Source organism: Halomonas litopenaei (assembly GCF_017303055.1).
Lineage (GTDB): Bacteria > Pseudomonadota > Gammaproteobacteria > Pseudomonadales > Halomonadaceae > Halomonas > Halomonas litopenaei_A.
On record NZ_JAEKJT010000001.1, the window covers coordinates 294,653 to 312,201 of the forward strand.

The 17,549-nt window shown below is 63.5% G+C and carries 14 protein-coding genes; 5 read left to right on the forward strand and 9 right to left on the reverse strand.

Features of this window, described 5'->3' with window-relative positions:
- Nucleotides 1-107 precede the first annotated feature (107 nt).
- The 8 genes from JF545_RS01440 to JF545_RS01475 all read right to left on the reverse strand — a co-directional run bounded on the left by JF545_RS01440 (nucleotide 108) and on the right by JF545_RS01475 (nucleotide 11,086).
- Nucleotides 108-1,529 (reverse strand): sigma-54 interaction domain-containing protein, encoded by a 1,422-nt coding sequence (locus JF545_RS01440; RefSeq protein ID WP_206937678.1) that lies wholly within the window; start codon nucleotides 1,527-1,529, stop codon nucleotides 108-110.
- Between the two features lie 94 nt (nucleotides 1,530-1,623).
- Nucleotides 1,624-3,216 (reverse strand): sodium:solute symporter family protein, encoded by a 1,593-nt coding sequence (locus JF545_RS01445; protein WP_206937694.1) that lies wholly within the window; start codon nucleotides 3,214-3,216, stop codon nucleotides 1,624-1,626.
- A gap of 180 nt (nucleotides 3,217-3,396) precedes the next feature.
- Nucleotides 3,397-3,615 carry a hypothetical protein gene (locus tag JF545_RS01450; protein ID WP_206937697.1) on the reverse strand — a complete coding sequence of 73 codons (219 nt, stop codon included), beginning with the start codon at nucleotides 3,613-3,615 and terminating at the stop codon, nucleotides 3,397-3,399.
- Nucleotides 3,616-3,676: 61 nt separating this feature from the next.
- Nucleotides 3,677-4,951 (reverse strand): peptidase, encoded by a 1,275-nt coding sequence (locus JF545_RS01455; RefSeq protein ID WP_206937701.1) that lies wholly within the window; start codon nucleotides 4,949-4,951, stop codon nucleotides 3,677-3,679.
- Nucleotides 4,952-5,231: 280 nt separating this feature from the next.
- Nucleotides 5,232-6,488 carry a M20 family metallo-hydrolase gene (locus JF545_RS01460; RefSeq protein WP_206937704.1) on the reverse strand — a complete coding sequence of 419 codons (1,257 nt, stop codon included), beginning with the start codon at nucleotides 6,486-6,488 and terminating at the stop codon, nucleotides 5,232-5,234.
- A gap of 352 nt (nucleotides 6,489-6,840) precedes the next feature.
- On the reverse strand, nucleotides 6,841-7,530 hold the full coding sequence (locus JF545_RS01465) for a hypothetical protein (RefSeq protein WP_206937708.1): 690 nt from the start codon (nucleotides 7,528-7,530) through the stop codon (nucleotides 6,841-6,843).
- Between the two features lie 620 nt (nucleotides 7,531-8,150).
- On the reverse strand, nucleotides 8,151-9,083 hold the full coding sequence (locus JF545_RS01470; protein WP_206937711.1) for a ketopantoate reductase family protein: 933 nt from the start codon (nucleotides 9,081-9,083) through the stop codon (nucleotides 8,151-8,153).
- Nucleotides 9,083-11,086: a DNA topoisomerase III gene (locus JF545_RS01475; protein WP_206937714.1), complete on the reverse strand. Its 2,004-nt coding sequence runs from the start codon at nucleotides 11,084-11,086 to the stop codon at nucleotides 9,083-9,085. The genes JF545_RS01470 and JF545_RS01475 overlap by 1 nt, the downstream gene beginning before the upstream one ends.
- 184 nt (nucleotides 11,087-11,270) lie before the next feature.
- Here JF545_RS01475 and JF545_RS01480 point away from each other — a divergent pair, with 184 nt between their 5' ends.
- Together JF545_RS01480 and JF545_RS01485 are read left to right on the forward strand one after the other, a co-directional pair.
- Nucleotides 11,271-12,536, forward strand: a complete 1,266-nt coding sequence (locus JF545_RS01480; RefSeq protein WP_206937717.1) for an ABC1 kinase family protein — start codon at nucleotides 11,271-11,273, stop codon at nucleotides 12,534-12,536.
- A gap of 48 nt (nucleotides 12,537-12,584) precedes the next feature.
- A complete protein-coding gene (locus JF545_RS01485) occupies nucleotides 12,585-14,435 on the forward strand; it encodes an SEC-C domain-containing protein (RefSeq protein ID WP_206937721.1) in 1,851 nt (616 codons plus the stop codon).
- 129 nt (nucleotides 14,436-14,564) lie between these two features.
- Here JF545_RS01485 and JF545_RS01490 read toward each other — a convergent pair whose 3' ends face one another.
- Nucleotides 14,565-15,920, reverse strand: a complete 1,356-nt coding sequence (locus JF545_RS01490) for an AmpG family muropeptide MFS transporter (protein ID WP_206937724.1) — start codon at nucleotides 15,918-15,920, stop codon at nucleotides 14,565-14,567.
- Between the two features lie 206 nt (nucleotides 15,921-16,126).
- Here JF545_RS01490 and rfaH point away from each other — a divergent pair, with 206 nt between their 5' ends.
- The 3 genes from rfaH to ccoM all read left to right on the forward strand — a co-directional run bounded on the left by rfaH (nucleotide 16,127) and on the right by ccoM (nucleotide 17,511).
- Nucleotides 16,127-16,669, forward strand: coding sequence for a transcription/translation regulatory transformer protein RfaH (gene rfaH, locus JF545_RS01495; RefSeq protein WP_206937742.1), 543 nt, complete (start codon nucleotides 16,127-16,129; stop codon nucleotides 16,667-16,669).
- Between the two features lie 25 nt (nucleotides 16,670-16,694).
- A complete protein-coding gene (locus JF545_RS01500) occupies nucleotides 16,695-17,201 on the forward strand; it encodes an FKBP-type peptidyl-prolyl cis-trans isomerase (protein ID WP_206937745.1) in 507 nt (168 codons plus the stop codon).
- Between the two features lie 196 nt (nucleotides 17,202-17,397).
- Complete coding sequence (ccoM, locus tag JF545_RS20050; protein ID WP_277987364.1) at nucleotides 17,398-17,511, forward strand: cytochrome c oxidase subunit CcoM; 114 nt, start codon at nucleotides 17,398-17,400, stop codon at nucleotides 17,509-17,511.
- The last annotated feature ends 38 nt before the right edge of the window (nucleotides 17,512-17,549 follow it).

Here is a 17,549-nt window from a genome sequence, read left to right on the forward strand (position 1 = left end):
GCGCGCTGTTAGCGATGCCCACACTATCTGCCCGGCCATATGGCCGGGCAGATAGTGTGAGGTGCAAGGTATGCCAGCCCACAGGGATATGCGCTCAACTGAGGCCTTCACCCCTTCCTGAGGCGGCGCATCAACCAGGATTGGCTGACTCCTAGTGCCTCGGCGGCCTTGCGCGTGCTGCCATGCTGTTCGAGGGCCTGATCGATGGCCGTCCGCTCCAATGCTGCCAGGCGCTCAGGCAGTGGCTGTGGGTCACTGTCTTCAAGCGTTGCCAGCAGCGCGCCGTGGGACGTCGTGGCATCAGCGGCGGTACTCGGCTCCAGTTCGGGTAGGTCCAGGGCCAGATCGGCCACGCCGATGGTGCTGCCTTCGCAAAAGACGCTCATGCGCTCCAGCAGGTTCTCCAGTTCGCGCACGTTACCTGGCCAGTGATAGCGGCTCAGCGCTCTCAAGGCGGCGCGTTCAAGGCTCAGGTGACGCTTGTGGCGTTGTGCAATGTCCTTCAGCAGCTGCGTGGCAAGGCGGGGTATGTCCTCGGGGCGCTCGCGCAGTGGCGGCACCTCGATGGGCACGATATTGAGGCGATAGAACAGGTCAGGGCGAAAGCTCCCGTCCTGGACCCGGGTCGCCAGGTCGGCGTTGGTGGCAGCCACGATACGCACGTTGGCCTTCTGCACCTTGCCCCCCAACGGGTGGTACTGACGTTCCTGCAGCAGTTGCAGCAGCTTGGGTTGCAGCGGCAGCGGCAGCTCACCGATCTCGTCGAGAAACAGCGTGCCGCCTTCTGCCAGGGCGACATAGCCGACGCGACCATCACGATGGGCGCCGGTAAAGGCGCCACTGCGGTGGCCGAACAGTTCGGCCTCCAGCAGCGCTTCGGGGATGGCGGCGCAGTTGACGTGAATCAGCGGTTTGTCGGAGCGCGGGCTGTACTGGTGCAGGCGATTGACCAGCCAGCTCTTGCCGACCCCGGTTTCCCCCGTGACCAGCACGGTGGTATCGCTGGCGGCGGCTCGGTCCAGGCGTTCGAGGCACTGGCGATAGCGCGGACTGCGGCTGGGTGAGGCCGGACTGGTCTCGCTGGCGACCTGCTCTTGGCGAATGCGCTTGAGCTGGTGCATGACATGGTCAAGCAATGCCTGGGTGGTGTCCGGGGAGCGGGAGGCCAGCACGTCACGGTCCAGATTGCGTGTCTGTACCAGCACGGCATCGGGCTCGGCGGGAGAGCCTGAGTTCAGGCAGAACAGGCTGCCGTTCACCAGATAGTCCTTGCCGCGATAGCGGTGCACGACACTGACGGGCCTGCGTTCATCGATCACGAAGCGGGTGACCGACGGAGAAAACACGCCTTCCTGCTCCAGAGTGTAGACGTCGCTGGCATACAGCCGTGCTTCGGTGGTCTCGAGCTGGGACAGGCTGGCCTGGTTGACCCACAGCACGCGTCCCTCGAGGTCGGTAATGAAAATGCCATCCTCGAGTGCATTGAGGATGGCCAGCAGTTGATCGGGCATGAGGGTGCCGTGGTTCATCGAGGCTCCGGACAGTGACCAGGTGGGTCATGGTGTGCCCGGAGCGAGCGTTAGTAAAGATGGGAGAGGGGCTCAGCAGCCCCTCAGCCTGCTGTTACAGCCCAAGCTGGCTGAACAGGTAGCCCCACAGCGCGCCGGCGATGACCACGAACAGCACCATGATGAACCACACCTGGCGGTATTCGCGGATAAGTGCCTTGGCGCCGTTCGGGCGGGCCAGGATGTCGCGGATGGTGGTGTCGGACAGCCGCCGGGCGCGGATGTCGTCGAACACCTTCAACTCATAGTCCGAGGGCTGGCTCTTGAGTCCCACGGCAATCAGCGCCAGGGTGCCGAGCAGAATGGCGACCTGCAGGTTGTCGATGTGCAGCGGCAGTGCCAGCAGACCATGACGTTCCAGCTCGCCCACCACAATGAAGGTGATCGAGCCCACCAGCATGCAGGCCAGCGCGGCGTTGGCGCTCATCCGGCGCCAGTGGAGCGCAGCCACGATGGTCGGCAGCCAGGCCACGGCGAAGATGGCACCGGCATAGATGGAGATCCAGTAGATGCCGGCGGGGCGCGAGATCGCCACCGCGCAGACGATCAGTGCCACCACCGCCTGGGAGATGCGACCCAGGACGACCCCCTTGCGCTCGCTGACCTGGCGGTCAAACAGCTTTTCGTAGAGGTCTCGCGCCAGGGCAAAGCCTGTCAGCACGAACAGGGTGGACGCCGTGGACATGATGGAGGCCATCAGACCCGCCAGGCCGATGCCCGCCAGGGTCGGATTGGTGTGTTCCATGAAGCCGACAATCATGGCCCGGTCAGTCGGCTCGATACCCGGCTGGATGACTTGCATGGCGGCGGCGGCAAGAAACACCAGCAGCTGCATGGCGGGGGCAAAGAACACCCCGATCACCGCGACCTTGAGGATCACGAAGTCGTTCTTGGCCGGAAACACGCGGGAGACCAGTGCAGGGGTACAGGCGAAGAACAGGATCCACACCAGGAACTGCGAGATGGACCAGCCCAGCGGACGCTCATTGGCGCCACCGATGGTCCAGAAGCCGGGCAGCGTTTCGCCAAGGCCCTTCATGGCATCAAAGCCCGCATCGCCGATCAGTAGCGGGGCAATGACGAAGGCTATGGCCAGCATGGTGAAGAACATCATGGTGTCGGTGTAGACCACGCCATACATGCCGGACAGCGAGCAGAAAGCCAGCAGGGCCAGGGTGAAGGCGACGATGATCACCGGGAACGGGATGTCGATGATCTCGGCCAGTACCAGGCCCGCACCAATCAGCTGGATGATGCCGTAGCCGAGCAGGCCCACGACCATCAGGATCAACGCCACCACGCTGACCCATTTGTTGTTAAAGCGATAGTCGAAGAAGTCCATCATGGTGCGGCAGTTGAGCGCCTTGAGCTTGCGCCCGATGAAGACCACCGCGATCAGGGTGCCGACCCAGGCACCGAAGGAGCCCAGCGCCGCGATCACCAGGGGCCCCTCGCTGTAGGAAATGCCGGCGATGCCCATCAGGGTCACCGCACTCAGGAAGGTCGCAGCCAGGGTGCCGACGATCAGCAGCGTCGAACCCTGCTCGCCCATCACATAGAAGTCGTCCTTGTTCTTGATACGACGGGCGAGCAGTGCCGCCACCGCCACGTAGGCGGTGAGTACGGTAGCGAAGATTGCCAGAGTCATGGCAGGTCTCTCTTGTTACAGGTTGTGGTTGTGTTAGGGAAATGCGGCAGCAAATGCCTGCGCCGCCAATTCGCTGCGCCGCCAATTCGCTGCGCTGCCAATTCGCTGCGCTGCGGGCGCTTGGCGTCTCGTGGCGCTGGACCGATGTCTTCAGCACTTCCCTTTGGGTTGGCAAAGGGGTCAGCCCCGGGAAGTCTCGGGCTGTGGCGACGGGCTCCTGGTTTGCTGAGGGCTGGGCTGCCCAGATTGAGGCGCGCTGTCGGGCTGAGCGCCTTGCTTGAGCCGGCGAATGGTCGGGCGATACTCCCTGACCAGAATGACGCCGACAATAGCGACGGAAAGTGCCGTCGTGAGGAAGGCGTTGGCAAACAGAAACAGCACGTGGGGGTGGAAATCCATCGAAAAGCCTCTTGTTGTGGGGCGGGTATGGCGCGCACGCCTAGCCCGTCCTGTCATCGGGTCAGGTGTCGGCCAGTTCACACCAGTCCATCAAGGCCAGCGCCATGATTTCGGCCACGGCAAAGACATCGTCCAAGCGAATGTGCTCATCGGGATGGTGGGCCAGTCGAGTGATGCCTGGGCCGAACACCAGCGCCGGAATGCCGTACTGGGAAAGCAACCCGCCATCGGTTCCCCAGGGCGAGGCCTGCACCGCCGGCTGGCGGCCGTGGACCCGCTCGAAGGCATCGGCGAGCTGTGTCACCAAGGGGTTGTCCATATCGATGCCCCCTGGCTGCCAGCAGGCACCGTAGAAGGTGACGTCTACCGGGTGGTCGATGAACCAGTCGTCCACCTCTGCCAAGGCTGCCATGGCGTCCCGCAGGGACTGTTCCGCAGCCGCCACGGTCTCACCGGGGCCGACACCGATACGGCCTTCCATGGTGATATCGTCCGGCACGCTGGACGGCCAATCTCCACCGGCGATGCGGCCGAGATTGATCGGCAGAGGAATCGGTACACCGGCGTAGAGAGGGTCATCCAGCTCGGCGTTGCGGCGTGCCTCCAGGGCCTGGATCGCCTGAATCACGGGAACGCTTTTCTCCAGCGCGCTGACGCCCTCATAGCGGGTGCCGCCATGCGCCTTGACCCCGGACACCGTCAGCCTGAACCAGCGCGACCCTTGCTGGCGCGGAAACAACTTCTGCTCGCTGGGCTCGGGGATCAGCGCCGCATCCGCGGTGTAGCCTCGCTCCAGAGCCGCCAGGGTACCAGCGCCGCCAGCCTCTTCCTCGACCACGCTTTGCACAATGACGTCGCCCTTCAGGCGGATGCCCAGTGCCATCAGGGTTTCCACCGCTATCAAGGCAGACAGGTTACCGCCTTTCATGTCGGTGACGCCGCGACCGAACAGGCAGCCGTCGCTGACATGGCCGGAGAAGGGGTGATCCTGCCACTGGTCATGATCACCCTCCGGCACTACGTCGACGTGGCCATTGAGGATCAGCGAGCGGCCACCGCCAGCGCCTTTCCAGGTGCCCACGACATTGGGGCTACCGGCCAGGCTATCTCTCTGGCAATGGAAGTAGGGGTTGTCAGCGAGGGTGTCGATATCGATTTCCCACAGGTCGGTATCCAGCCCCAGCGCTTGGTAGCGCTCAGCAATGCGCTGCTGATAGTGCTGCTCGTGGCCGGGAAGCGTCGCCTCCTGAACCCATTCGCTCAGTAGTGAGATGTAGTCATCACGCCGTTCGTTGATGAGCGTGCGAATCTGATCATGCATCGAGACACTGCTCATGGGAGCCAGACTCCCTGTTGGGTTGTCGTTGTAGGGACCATCGTTGTAAAGACCATTGTTGTGAAGACCGTTGCTGTGAAGATTGCTGTGAGGACTGTTGCTGTGACGATCGACGCTGTGAACGAGCGTGACGGGGAGGCCCGCCGCCATGAAAATCATGGAGCGGATCGTCATAGCGGTGGTTGGCGTTGTGAGCGAGGGGACACCGCATCGCTGCCCACCTCGCTAGAGCTCGGTTGAGTCTATATCAACTCATTTGAGTCGAATTAGACTCAATTGCTCAGCTATCCTCACGCTCGGCCCTGGCGATGACGGCATCGCACAGCAGCTGGGTACCCAGTGCACAGTGCTCCGGCTCCGCGTACTCTGCCTCGTTGTGGCTGATGCCGTCGCGGCAGGGCACGAAGATCATGACCGTCGGGGTGACATGGGACAGGTGCACCGCATCGTGGCCTGCGCCACTCATCATGCAGGGAGCATCGAGTTGGCGGGCCTCGACGGCATCGCGCAAGGCGTCGATCAGCACCGGGTCAAAGGGCGTGACCGGGGAATGCCAGCGCCGCTCGAAGCTCAGCGTCACGCCCTCGGCCTCGGCGGACTCGTGGGCGATGCGCTCAAGCGCAGCGTCCAAGGCGTCAAGCTCGCTATCGCTGACATGACGAAGGTCGATCGTCAGCTCCACCTCACCGGGCACCACGTTGCGGGAAGGCTCGATGACCTTGAAGTCCCCCACCGTCAAGCGCGCGGCACCTTCGGAGTCGGCCATGACCTCCTCGCGCATGCGCTGTATCAACCGAGTGGCAGCCAGCAGCGGGTCGTGCCGGTAGCTCATCGGGGTGGGGCCAGCGTGAGCCGACTGTCCCGTCAGACGGATGTCGTACCAGCGAATACCTTGCACGCCGGTGACGATACCCACGGCATGGCCTTGTTCCTCAAGTACCGGTCCTTGCTCGATATGCAGCTCGAAGTAGGCGTCAAGGTCGGGTTCGCCCAAGGCTTGATCGCCGGCCTCGCCGCAGGCCTCGATGGCGTCGGCCAGGGTGATGCCCTGGCTGTCCTTGGCGTTGAAGAAGGTGGCGGCGTCCAGGCGGCCGGACCATACGCCACTACCGCCCATGGCAGGAGCGAAGCGGCTGCCTTCCTCGTTGGTCCATACGATCAGTTGCAGTGGACGCCGGGTGACGATGTCGCGCTCATGCAAGCTGCGCAGTACTTCCAGGCCGCCAAGCACGCCGAGAATGCCGTCGAATCGACCTCCCAGGGGCTGTGTATCCAGGTGGCTGCCCATGGACACTGCCGGCAGGTCGTCCTCGCGGCCACTGCGTCGGATAAACAGGTTGCCTGCCTTGTCCCGGCTCCAGCTACAGCCGATGGCTTCAATCCAATCCAGCAGCAGACGCCGACCTGCTGCGTCTTCCTCAGTCATGGCAAGTCGCCGGTTGCCGCCGTTGGGTGACGGGCCGATCTTGGCCATTTGCATCAGGCTGTCCCACAACCGCTGGGCATCGATATCGACAGGGCGCGACGAAGACGTCATGGCAGCAATTCCTTGTGATGTTGTGTTATGCCACAGCATCTAGCGAATCATGGGCCACTTCGAGAAAAAAATTGATTAAACAATGAGATAAGGTGTGTCGCAGGGCGCGACTTACGGCAGAAAGTGGCTCGCGGTTGCCGCGTCAAGCCTCTTTGAGTCGATATCGACTCGGAGATGGGCTGCCTATTCAGGGCAAGCAGGTCTTCAGCTGCCTGGGGGGCGTCCGCGAGTGGGCGAAGTGCTGGGAGAGTGCTGGGAGAGCGCTGGGAGAGCGCTGGGAGAGCGCTGGGAGCGTGCTGGCAAAGTGCTGACGAGTGCAGCAGAGGACCTTCCGATGGACCCCGGGATAGGGTCAGAAGGGCAAGTGAAAGGAGGCGGTGATCATGTTCAGGTGCTCCAGCTCTCGGTCATCCACTTCCTCGAACTCGACCTGCCCGATCCAGCTGGAAGTCATCCAGCGGGCACCAAATCCCTGCACCCGGGTAGAGCCGCTGGTGGAGTCGAAGGTGTTACGCCCGGTAACTGGATCGCTGATCCATTGTGCCATACCGGTCTTGCCGTAGACCCCGAACTGTCCGATCCGGTAGCCGGCCACCAGGCTGCCACCCAGGCTGGTAACGTCCTGCACGTGTTGACTGTCGCTGGCGGTCATGGGGACATCGTCGCTATGTCGATAACGCAACTCGGCGCCCAGGTCCCAGCCGGACACATCTTCTGGAGCCATACCGGCTGTCAGGCGGAATCCAGAGGTATAGCCGTCAGGTGTATGTACCTTGTCACCCTGCACCAGCACGCCGCTGTCGAGTCTGACGATTTCTTGGCCCATGCCAGAAAAGGCCGGAGTCGCCCCCTGGCCCGCGTCGTTGTCTGCCAGGGTCGACGTGGTGGTGTTTTCCTTGGCGCAGACCCCTTGGGCCGCCAGCGTCAGCAGGCTGACCAGCAGGAACAGGGTGATCGAGCGTCTCCGCGCGAGCGGTGAGCGTGGTGGCGAGTCGCTGTGGGCGATGCGCGTGGGTGACATCAAGAAGCGTGGAGCTGTCATGATGGTTGTCCTGGCGGAGCCTCTCCGCTAATGGCGACCCTTCCTGGGGCGGGTCGTGCCTCGTTAATACAGGCCCCGTGCACGCTGCCGTACTCGTCGGGGCCGGAGTCCTTGCTGCTTGACGACTGTCGCTCTTCACAAGCGCCGCTTTCAACAAGCGCCGCTCTCAACAAGCGTCGCTCTCAACAAGCGTCGCTCTCAACAAGCGTCGCTCTCAACAAGCGCCAATTTCTACGACGTTCCGCCAAGGAGGTAGCGCGTGGCGACTGTGACGAATCTCAAGTCGTCACCAGACAGCTACTATTACTGGACTACCTCTATCACCAGACAGTCTTTATCGCCGGACTGCCGTCATCGGCAGAGCCTTGCTGAGCATGGATAGCCATTCACTATAGACAGTAGCGACCATAGTATCTACGACTATCGTCGCGGCTGTCCTGTCTGATCTACCTTGCCTTTTGACCTTGCCTTGCCGCGTATCAGTCATCGGTGGTCTTGCTGTCGCGTTCTGCCGCATCAAACGTCGCGGGGCCGAGTGCTGCCCTGGCCTGCACCCAGGCTGGCGTTGGAGCTAAAAATAGCAATCGCTGCCCGTGGACGCTACTCCAGGCTTGCCTGATTCAAGCATTCAGGAAGTGCCAATATGCCGTCAGCCGAGGGCAGGGAAGGTTCGCGTCGCTCGCGGCGTCGAGCAGCGGGCCGAGGATGGCATCGTGCTCGGTGGGGCGACCCGCCTCGATGTCCTGAAGCATGGAGGCGCGATTGGCGGCGGTGTGCGCAATGACCTGCCAGACCCTGGCGTGCCAGGCGCTGTGTCCGTGCTGCTGCGGGTACGACCCGTCCAGCGCTGTTGCGGGAGGGGGGATGTCCAGGGCCGCCAGGATCAGACGGATTTCATCGATGACAGTGTTCACCTCATCGCGATAGGGGGCTTGTGCCAACTCGCCGTTACGGACTCGGTGGCGTGCCACCAGGGGATTGATGGCGGCATTGACGGCCAGCTTGTGCCATAGCCTGACCGAGATGTCTGCGACGGCCCGGGCATCCAGTCCGGCGTGGCGGAGTTGAGCGGCCAATGCCTCGGCAAGCTCAGTGCCGCTTGGGTTAGCGGTGCCGTCCAGATGACCGATCACGGTTTGCCCGTGACCGGCATGTACCACCCCGTGGTCGTCCTCGAGATAGGCGCCTTCGGTGGTGGAGGCGCATAGCACCGGCCCGGTCCAGGCCTCGGTGATGGGGCGCTGAACGCGCAGGCCGTTTTGCCACAGGATCACCGGCGTCTGCGGGGCAAGATGTCCGGCGACGGCGGCAAAGGCATCCTGGGTAGCGTATGACTTGGTGGTCAGCATGACCCGCTCGACGCCTTGGCAGGCCTCGCCGGGATCCGTACTGATGGTGAGTAGCAGTCGCTGGTGCTGGCCGTGGGGGTCCGTCAGTGATTGTTGCCGGGGGAGCGGACGTCGGCCAAGCAGCCGCACGGACTGCCCTGCAGCGCTAAGGCGACATGCCAGCAGGCGGCCAATGGCGCCCGGTCCCACGATCAGCGTGCTCATCAGGTGTTCCCCTTGCGTGGCGAGCGGCGCCTCCGGCCGCTGCTGGACTTGCGGTTGGCGCCGCCGTCGGAGGTGGTGCTGGAGGCGTCTCGTGCGCTGGATCCTTTTTTGGCCCTGGGCTGGCTCCGGCGCCGGCGAGTGCCAGCCCGTTTCGCGGGCGTGGCGGCGGCGACTTCACCCTGAGCGGAGCGCAGGGCGGACTGTAACCGCTGGCTGTCGGCGCTGGCGACCAGCGCAGTGAGGTCGACCACCAGCTGGGACACGAAGGGATCGGGCTCCGCTCGGGCTTCAGCGATATCCTCCAGGCGCTGCTCCCATAGCGCCGTCCTTTCAGGCCTGCTGACCGCATCCGGCAAGGAGTGAATCAGGCCGACGCCCAGGCGGGTCGCTCGCAGAGTCTTGGCCTTGCGCACCAGGTAGCCCCGCTCGATCAGTGTCTCGATGATGCCGGCACGAGTTGCTTCGGTGCCCAGCCCATCGGTATCTCGCAGGGTGCGCTTGACCTCGGCGTCTTCCACGTAGCGGGCGATGTTCATCATGGCCTTGATCAAGCTGGCGTCGGTGAAGGGTTCTGGCGCACGTGTCTCGCGCTGTTCCACCTCGGCGTTGATGGCCTGGCAGGTTTCTCCCTGGTGCAGGGCGGGCAGCGGAGGCGCCTCGTCACGGGTAGTGAACAACGGCTTCCAGCCAGGTACCAGCAGTGTCTGCCCCGACGCCGCAAAGCGCTCATCCAGGAGTTGGCATTCTGCCTTGACCTCCTGGGTCTCGAGGGCCGGGTAGAATTGTGCCAGGACGTTGCGGGCGATCAGCCGATAGACGTCGGCTTCCTGGGCGGACAGCCGCTCTGCGCTGAAGGGTTTGCCGGTCGGGGCCAGAGCATGGTGGGCGCCGACCTTGCTGTCATCGAAGGCGCGCGAGCGCAGCTGCATGTCGGCGTTGGCCAGCCAGCGTCCCAGCGTCGCATCATCTCGACAGGCGCTGGCCAGCTGCCCGGGCAAGCTCTTCAAGTGCTCTCGGGGCAGGTAGCGGCAGTCGGAGCGTGGGTAGGTGATGAGCTGGTGACGTTCGTAGAGGCGCTGGCAGATATCCAGCACCGCCTTGGCCGACAAACCATGACGTCGGGCGGCATCGACCTGCAGTGCTGACAGCGAGTATGGCAGCGGGGGAGGCTGGCGCCGGTGACGGGATTCGACTTTGGTGACGACACCCTGGCTGCCTGGCAAGCGCGCGGCCAGGGCCTGGGCCGGGGCCTCATCGAGCAGCCGGCCGCGTTCATCCAGCCGATGCTGTTCAGACGGTACCCACCAGGCCTTGAAGGTCCCTGCGGCGACGCGCACCTCTGCCCACAGCACGTGGAACGGATAGGGGACGAACTGGCGAATTTCCTCGTCGCGGCGTACCACCAGCCCGAGCACCGGTGTCTGTACACGGCCTACCGACAGCACGCCATCGTGACCCGCCTGTCGCCCTATCAAGGTCCAGGCTCGAGTCAGATTGATGCCATATAGCCAATCGGCACGCGCCCTGGTCTGGGCCGCGCGATAGAGAGCATGGTAGTGCCGATTGTCGCCGATACGTGACAATGCCCTGACGACCGCCGGGCGGTTGAGGTCATTGATCAGCAGGCGTGCTACGTCGCCTTTCCAGCCCAGATGCTCAATGACCTCCTGGACCAGCAGCTGTCCTTCTCGGTCCGGGTCGCCGGCGTGCACAAGTTGGCTGGCACGCTTGATTCTGGCGCGGATGACGGCCAGCTGACCTCGCGCCTTGGGCCGCGGTACCAGTTTCCACTGACTCGGCACGATGGGCAGGTGGTCCCGTCGCCATGGCTTGAGCGCAGGATCATAGGCATCCGGGGGCGCCTGTTCCAACAGATGCCCGAGACACCAGGTGACCTCGGTGTCGCCGACGGACAGGTAGCCGTCATGTTTCTGTGCAGCCCCAGGCAAGGCATCGGCGATGGCGCGCGCCAGGCTAGGTTTTTCCGCAATGATCAATCGCATGGCGCACCACAGACAGGATGTTTCTGGATATTCTTCCAGTATCTGAAGAGCGATGCCAGGTGTACCATGACGTGATTGATGTACAACTCTTATATCAATTTTTTATGCATCGAGAGTGGGCTGACCAGGCAGTCTTGTCATCTCGAGCGCTGCGACCGCTGCCGTTGGTGGCACGAGGAGCATCATGCGACAGGCTGGAAGAACGCGCCGTATGTTGGGTCTTTCGGTGCGCACGGGGACAACGCTACTGCGATCTCGGGTAGGCGGCAATGCCGACTGGCAGGCGCTTGGCGAGTCGCTGTTCGACGGCTTGTCGGAGCTGAAGGGGCCAGCCATGAAGCTGGCTCAGGTCATGTCCCAATGGGATGACCTGCTGCCTCCTGAACTCGCCGAGGAGCTGGCTCGCCTGCAGCGCAATGCCACTCCGGCGCCGTGGGAGGATATTCGGACGACGCTTGAGCAGGAACTGGGGGAGCTGCAGGCACTGTTTCGTCATGTCGAGCCCGCGCCCTTCGCCAGCGCGTCCATGGGGCAGGTGCATCTCGCCACCACCCTGGAAGGGCAGCAGGTGGTGCTCAAGGTACAGTACCCCGGCCTCGAGCAGGTGCTGGAGCAGGACCTGGCACAGGTCCGCCGTATCCTTCGCCTGGGGCGCTGGTTCAAGGTCTCCCAGAGTCGCCTCGATGCCTTGTTCGATGAATTGGCCGAGAGCCTGCGCCAGGAGCTCGACTACGTCGCTGAGGGCAACATGTTGAGGCGCTATCGTCAGCGCTATGACGCCTGGGGCAATATCCGCATTCCCGCACCTGTCGACTCCCTCTGCACGTCTCGAGTGCTGGGCATGGAGTATGTGCCGGGAACACCGCTGCGCGAGATCGAGCAGGTCGATGACGAACGACGGCAGCACGTGGCCAGCACGCTGGCGGACTGGCTGACAGAGGAACTGTTCGTCCATGGCGAGGTGCATGCCGATCCTCATGCCGGTAATTTTGCCGTGGATGATCAGGGTCGCTTGATCCTGTACGACCTGGGGGCGGTGATAGCCGTGCCGCCGGAGCGACTGAGGGGCATGCTGGCGCTGCTGTCGGCGACCCTGGAACGGGACCCTGTGGCCATGGATGAGGCCCTTCGAGGACTCGGCGGGCGGCAGGGCGAAGGCGCGCCCTTGGCGTTATATCAGGAGTCGGCCGAGGCCATTGCCCCGCTGTTTGCGCCGGGGCTGCAGGATTTTGGCGATGTGCGTGTCCATCGGCGTCTGCGCGAGCTGAGTCCCAGAGTATGGAGCGCGCTGGACCGTCTCCAGCCACCGCCCGGCATGTTGATGTTGGCGCGCACGCTCAACGGACATTACTGGAACCTGGTGCGTCTCGAGGCGCGCCTGGATATGCAGAATCGAACAGCGCAGGTCTTTCAGACCTACGCCGGCCAGGGCGTGGGTCTGCCAAGCTGAGCTCTGCACTGTTAGACTGTGCCGTTTTTAATTTCAGGGGAGAGGGCGATGCTGGCGTTATGGGTGGATCAACTGCTGGGCTATGCCTCTGGCGCCCTGGCAGCCATTCGGCAGGATGAACGCTATCCCAGCCTGATGAGCTGGGCGCGGGAGCAAGGCCCGGACTGTGTGGGTGGCGACAAGTCGCTGGCCCAGGCGCTGGCGCCGGAGCTGTGGTCGCAGACGCCGCTGGCTCGGCTCGATTTCGCCTGTGAAACCCTGGCGCGCCCCGGCCGCAACGAGCCTTGCTGGTGTGACTCCGGACGCAAGATGAAACAGTGCTGTGGTGCGGTCAGCCTGCCGGGCCACCTGCCTCCACACCTGATGTGGATGCTGTCGCTGCGCGAGTGGAAGGGCGACGCACTGAAAGCGGCGCTGGCCAGCGGTCGAGCCCCCGCCCAGGCGCTGCTTGAGGCGGGCTTGATCGCGGCGGAGTCCGGTCAGCGCGGCCGTGCCCAGCAGATACTCGAGTCCCTGTTCACCAATGCGGACTGGGAGCGATTGCCCGAGCAGGCGGAGCCGGCCTTCGAGATACTGCTCGACCTGTTCCAGGAGCGCGGCTTCCATCGCAAGCGGGAGGCGCTGCTGGACGAGGTGCTGGAGCGAGGTCCGATGTTCCTGCGCGGGGTCGCCCTCGAGCGGCTGTGCCTGATGCATCTGGACAATGACGATCTGGATAGTGCCCGCGCAGCCTTCGTGCGTGCGCAACAGGCCCTGCCAGATTCGCCGACCCTGGCATACATCGAGGCCATGCTGCTGCTGCATGAAGGCAATGACGAGGAGGCGGTGGAGCGCTCACGCTTCTGGCTGCGTCGTCTGACCCGGCAGGGCGACCTCGATCCCGAGCAGTTGCAGTTTCTTGCCGATCTGGCCGACAACCCCGGCGCTACCCTGGCTGACCAGCTATTGAGCGCTGAAGAGGATCTGGCCGAGCCGCTGGTGGGGCTGCAGACCCTGCTGGCTGAGCTGCCGACGCCTCCGCCGATCAAGGTCGAACAGCAGGATGGTGTGCTGGTGTATCGCTCCACGGCACGGGAAGACACCCTGTTTGCGGCCTTCCAGGAAGGCTTTCAGGTGGACGTGGACCCGGACGCCCCCATGGGATTTCTGGGGGATCCCTGGATCAATGCCAGCGTCTGGTTGCCGGCGCTGTGTGCCAATCCCGAACAGCTCGATTCGCCGGCAGTACTGCAATCGGTGTCGCTGGCATTGACCAGTCGCTTCGGCAGCCTGCCGTGGATGGCGCCCAGCCTGTTCGAGCCGCTGGCCGAACGGCTTGAGCGCTGGCTGCAGCAGGTCAGCCAGAGCGGCGACGGTCCCTTCCAGTGGGATCAGGCGGACAACGCGCAGCTGCTGCGCGCGGGGCTGGCCCTGGTGGTCGGCATGGAGCGGGGATCGCGCCAGCATTCCCGTGAGTTGGCCGAGTTGCTGCTGTCGCTGGACGAGCAGGACAGCCTCGGCTTGCGTGAGCTGGTGCTCGACCAGTTGCTGCGTGAAGGCCGTGACGGCGAGGCGTTGTCGATGAGTCGGCAGGCGCTGGAGCAGGCAAGCGAAACGGATGCCGCTGAACAGGATGCGCCGCTGTTGGGCATGTACATGGGCCAGGTGCTGGCACTGTACCGACTGGGGCAGCTCGACGACGCGGCGGCCGCGTTGGAGAGTGCCAAGCGCCATAACAGCCATGCGGTCTCTCTGCTGTGCAGCGACAACCCTCAGCGCGCGGCGACGCCTCCCAATGGGCAATTGGCAGAGCCTGGCACCCGTGCCGAAGCCTGGCAGTACCGCACCCTGATGCGTGACCAGTGGCGGACGACTCCAGGGGCGCTGGACTGGTTGCAGGAACGCGGTTCACGCCGCTGAAGTGACCGCCCAGCGAGCGAATGTCAGCCGCACCTTTGCGTCTGACGTTCGCTACCGGTATCAGGCCTCGGCGCTGGGGGTCTCTTCCTTCACCTGGAGGCCTTTACCTTCACCTGGAGGCCTTTACCTTCACTTGGAGGCCTCTTCCTTCACATAATGCCGTTTGATCCACAGCGCCATCGCCACCGCCGGAAGGCCAAGAAGCGAGGCCAGCACGAAGAAGCTGGGGTAGCCCCAACCCTCCACGACCAGTCCGCCAAAGCCTGACAGAAACTTGCCAGGCAAGGTCATCAGTGACGAGAACAGCGCATATTGAGTGGCCGTGTAAGCGCGAGACGTCAGGCTTGAAAGAAACGCCACGAACACCACGCTGGCCAGACCGTTGCTAAGGTTGTCGCCCATGATGGTCAGCACCAGCAATTCTTTCTGAGCGCCGCTCATGGCGAGCCAGGTGAACATCAGGTTGGTGAGCACGGTGGCGGCAGCCCCTATCACCAGGATGCGTCCGATGCCGAAGCGCACGACCAGGACCCCGCCGAGCAGTCCCCCCAGTAGGCTCATGACCACGCCAAACACCTTGGTCACGGTGGCGATGGTGTCCAGACTGAAGCCCAGGTCAACGTAGAGCGGATAGGCCATCGACGCCATCGCCAGGTCGCTGATGCGGTAGATGCCGATGAACACCAGCAGTCCCAGGGCACCTAGCCCAAAGCGCGAGAAGAAATCCAGGAAAGGACAGACCACCGAGCCGATCAGCCAGGCCCCGGTGCGCCGGAACCAGGCGGGTTGGCCTTGGCTGGCACGCAGGAAGCTCCTGACCCTGGGTTCTGCGCTGAGGCGCTGTGCCAGGGGCTTGCGGGGAGGCTCGGGGCGCAGCAGCACGGTGATCATGCCAATGGCGGTCAGTGCGGCCATGCACTGATAGGACAGTTGCCAGGAGCCCAGGTCGGCCAGGTACAAGGCTCCTGCGCCGGCCATGATCAGGCCACCGCGATAGCCAATGATGTAAGTCGAGGCCATGGCTGCCTGCACATCGTCTTCCGCTGACTCGATGCGAAAGGCGTCGATGGCGATGTCCTGGGTGGCGGAACCGAAGGCGACCATCAGGGCGAATAGCGCCACGCTGCCAAGTTGCTGTGCAGGATCAAGCGTTGATAGGCCCACCAGTCCGGCCATCATCAGCGTCTGGCCGGCCAGCATCCAGCTGCGTCGCTGGCCCAGCCAGCGTGTCAGCAGAGGCAACCGAAAGGCGTCGACCACAGGCGCCCAGAAGAACTTTATCGAATACAGCAGTCCTATCCATGAGAAGAAGCCGATGGCTGCCACCTCAACCCCGGAGGTGCGCAGCCAAGTCGTCAGGGTGGAAAACACCAGCAGGAACGGAAGGCCGGCAGAGAAGCCCAGAAACAGCATGGCCAGTACAGGCGGCCGCAGATAGACGCCAAGGGCCTCGATCCAGCGGCGCATGGCCGAAGGGGTGGGCATGTGAAAGCCTCCTTGCATGATGGTCGGCGATCCGAATGGTAAAATGCGCTCAGTATCCCGGCGCTGCTCGGCGAATTGTTGCAAAGCCGCAGGGACGATACCAGCGGCGCGCGACAAGCCGCGTCGGTGGCGAGCCGGAAACTGAGACCAAGACAGGCCCCCAGGTCATATCCTTGTCCGCCTGGTGGGTGCCCGGAAGGAGTTACATGAGTCACAGCATCAACGAGACGGTCACTGGTGGCGATTCCACGCCGCGCTGGTACGTGATCCAGTGCAAGGGTGGGGAGTCCTTTCGCGCCGCTCAGCATCTGGCCAATCAGGGCTACGAACTCTTCCATCCGGTGCTTGAAGTGCAGAAGAAGCGCCGCAACAAGCTGACCTGGGTCGAAGAGCCACTGTTTCCTTACTACCTGTTTCTTCGCCTCGACCAGGTCGAAAGCAACTGGCGCCCCATTCGCTCGACCCGGGGGGTGTTGAAGATCGTCACCTTCGGCCTGTCGATGCCGGTACCGGTCAGTGACGAGCTGGTCGAGCTGTTGCGTCGGCACGGGCAAGAGAAGGACGAAGGCCCGGGGCAGCTGTATTTCCGCGCCGGCGAGAGCGTCGAAATCACCGACGGTCCGTTCAAGGACCTGAAGGCAGTGTTCGATAGCCACAAGGGGGAGGAGCGCGCCATCGTGCTGCTCAACATGCTGCATCGCCAACAGCGCCTTGAAATGCCTGTCGCCGCCTTGAAGCGTCAGGACTGAGACTTATCTCCGAAAGGAACGCATCATGAAGATTGCCCCTCAGAAAGTGGCCCAGCTCCATTATGTGCTCAGTAATAGCCACGGTGAGGTGCTCGACGACTCGCGTCAGCGAGGCGAGCCACTGGAATACCTTCACGGCCACGACAACCTGATGGCGGGGCTCGAGCGAGCGCTCGAAGCGACCGAGCCGGGTTCTCGTGTCGATGTCACCCTGGCCCCTGACGAAGCATACGGACGCAGGGATGAGTCTCTGGTCCGTGAGGTGGGGCGTCAGGCGTTCCCCGCGGCGGAATTGCGCCCTGGGATGTGTTTTCAGACCCCCGGCGATGCCGGTCCCCAGATCGTCACCGTGGTCGAGGTGAAGGCCACCACGGTGGTGATCGACACCAATCACCCACTGGCGGGGCAGACCCTGCGCTATCAGGTCGAGGTGCTGGAGGTACGCGACGCGACCCGCGCTGAACTGGCGAAGGGGCACCCACTGCCCGCGGGTACCGAAGCCTCATCGGTGGAAGATCGCAAGGTGCTGTAGGCCGCTGGCTGACCACCGCTCGCGCTGTCCGCGACCGCCAGAAAAAGCCGCCCTTGGGCGGCTTTTCGCGTGAATGGACGACGGCTGATATGGCGGCGGGCGAATGTCGCACAGGGACCCTTGACTCAGGTCAGCACAATTCATCAGGAGGGCGGCTAAGCTTGAACCATCAACACAGCAAGGGGAGGGCAGGGCCATGTATCTCGATGATGCAGTGATCTTCGGTCTGGGGGCTGTCGCCCTTTCTGTGGTCTTCATGGCGGGCTGGATCGCCTTTGTCATTCGCGACAGTCATCGTCGCAAGCGATAGGTTCCGCGCAGACAGGTTGGGTGTCATGTGCACGGAAC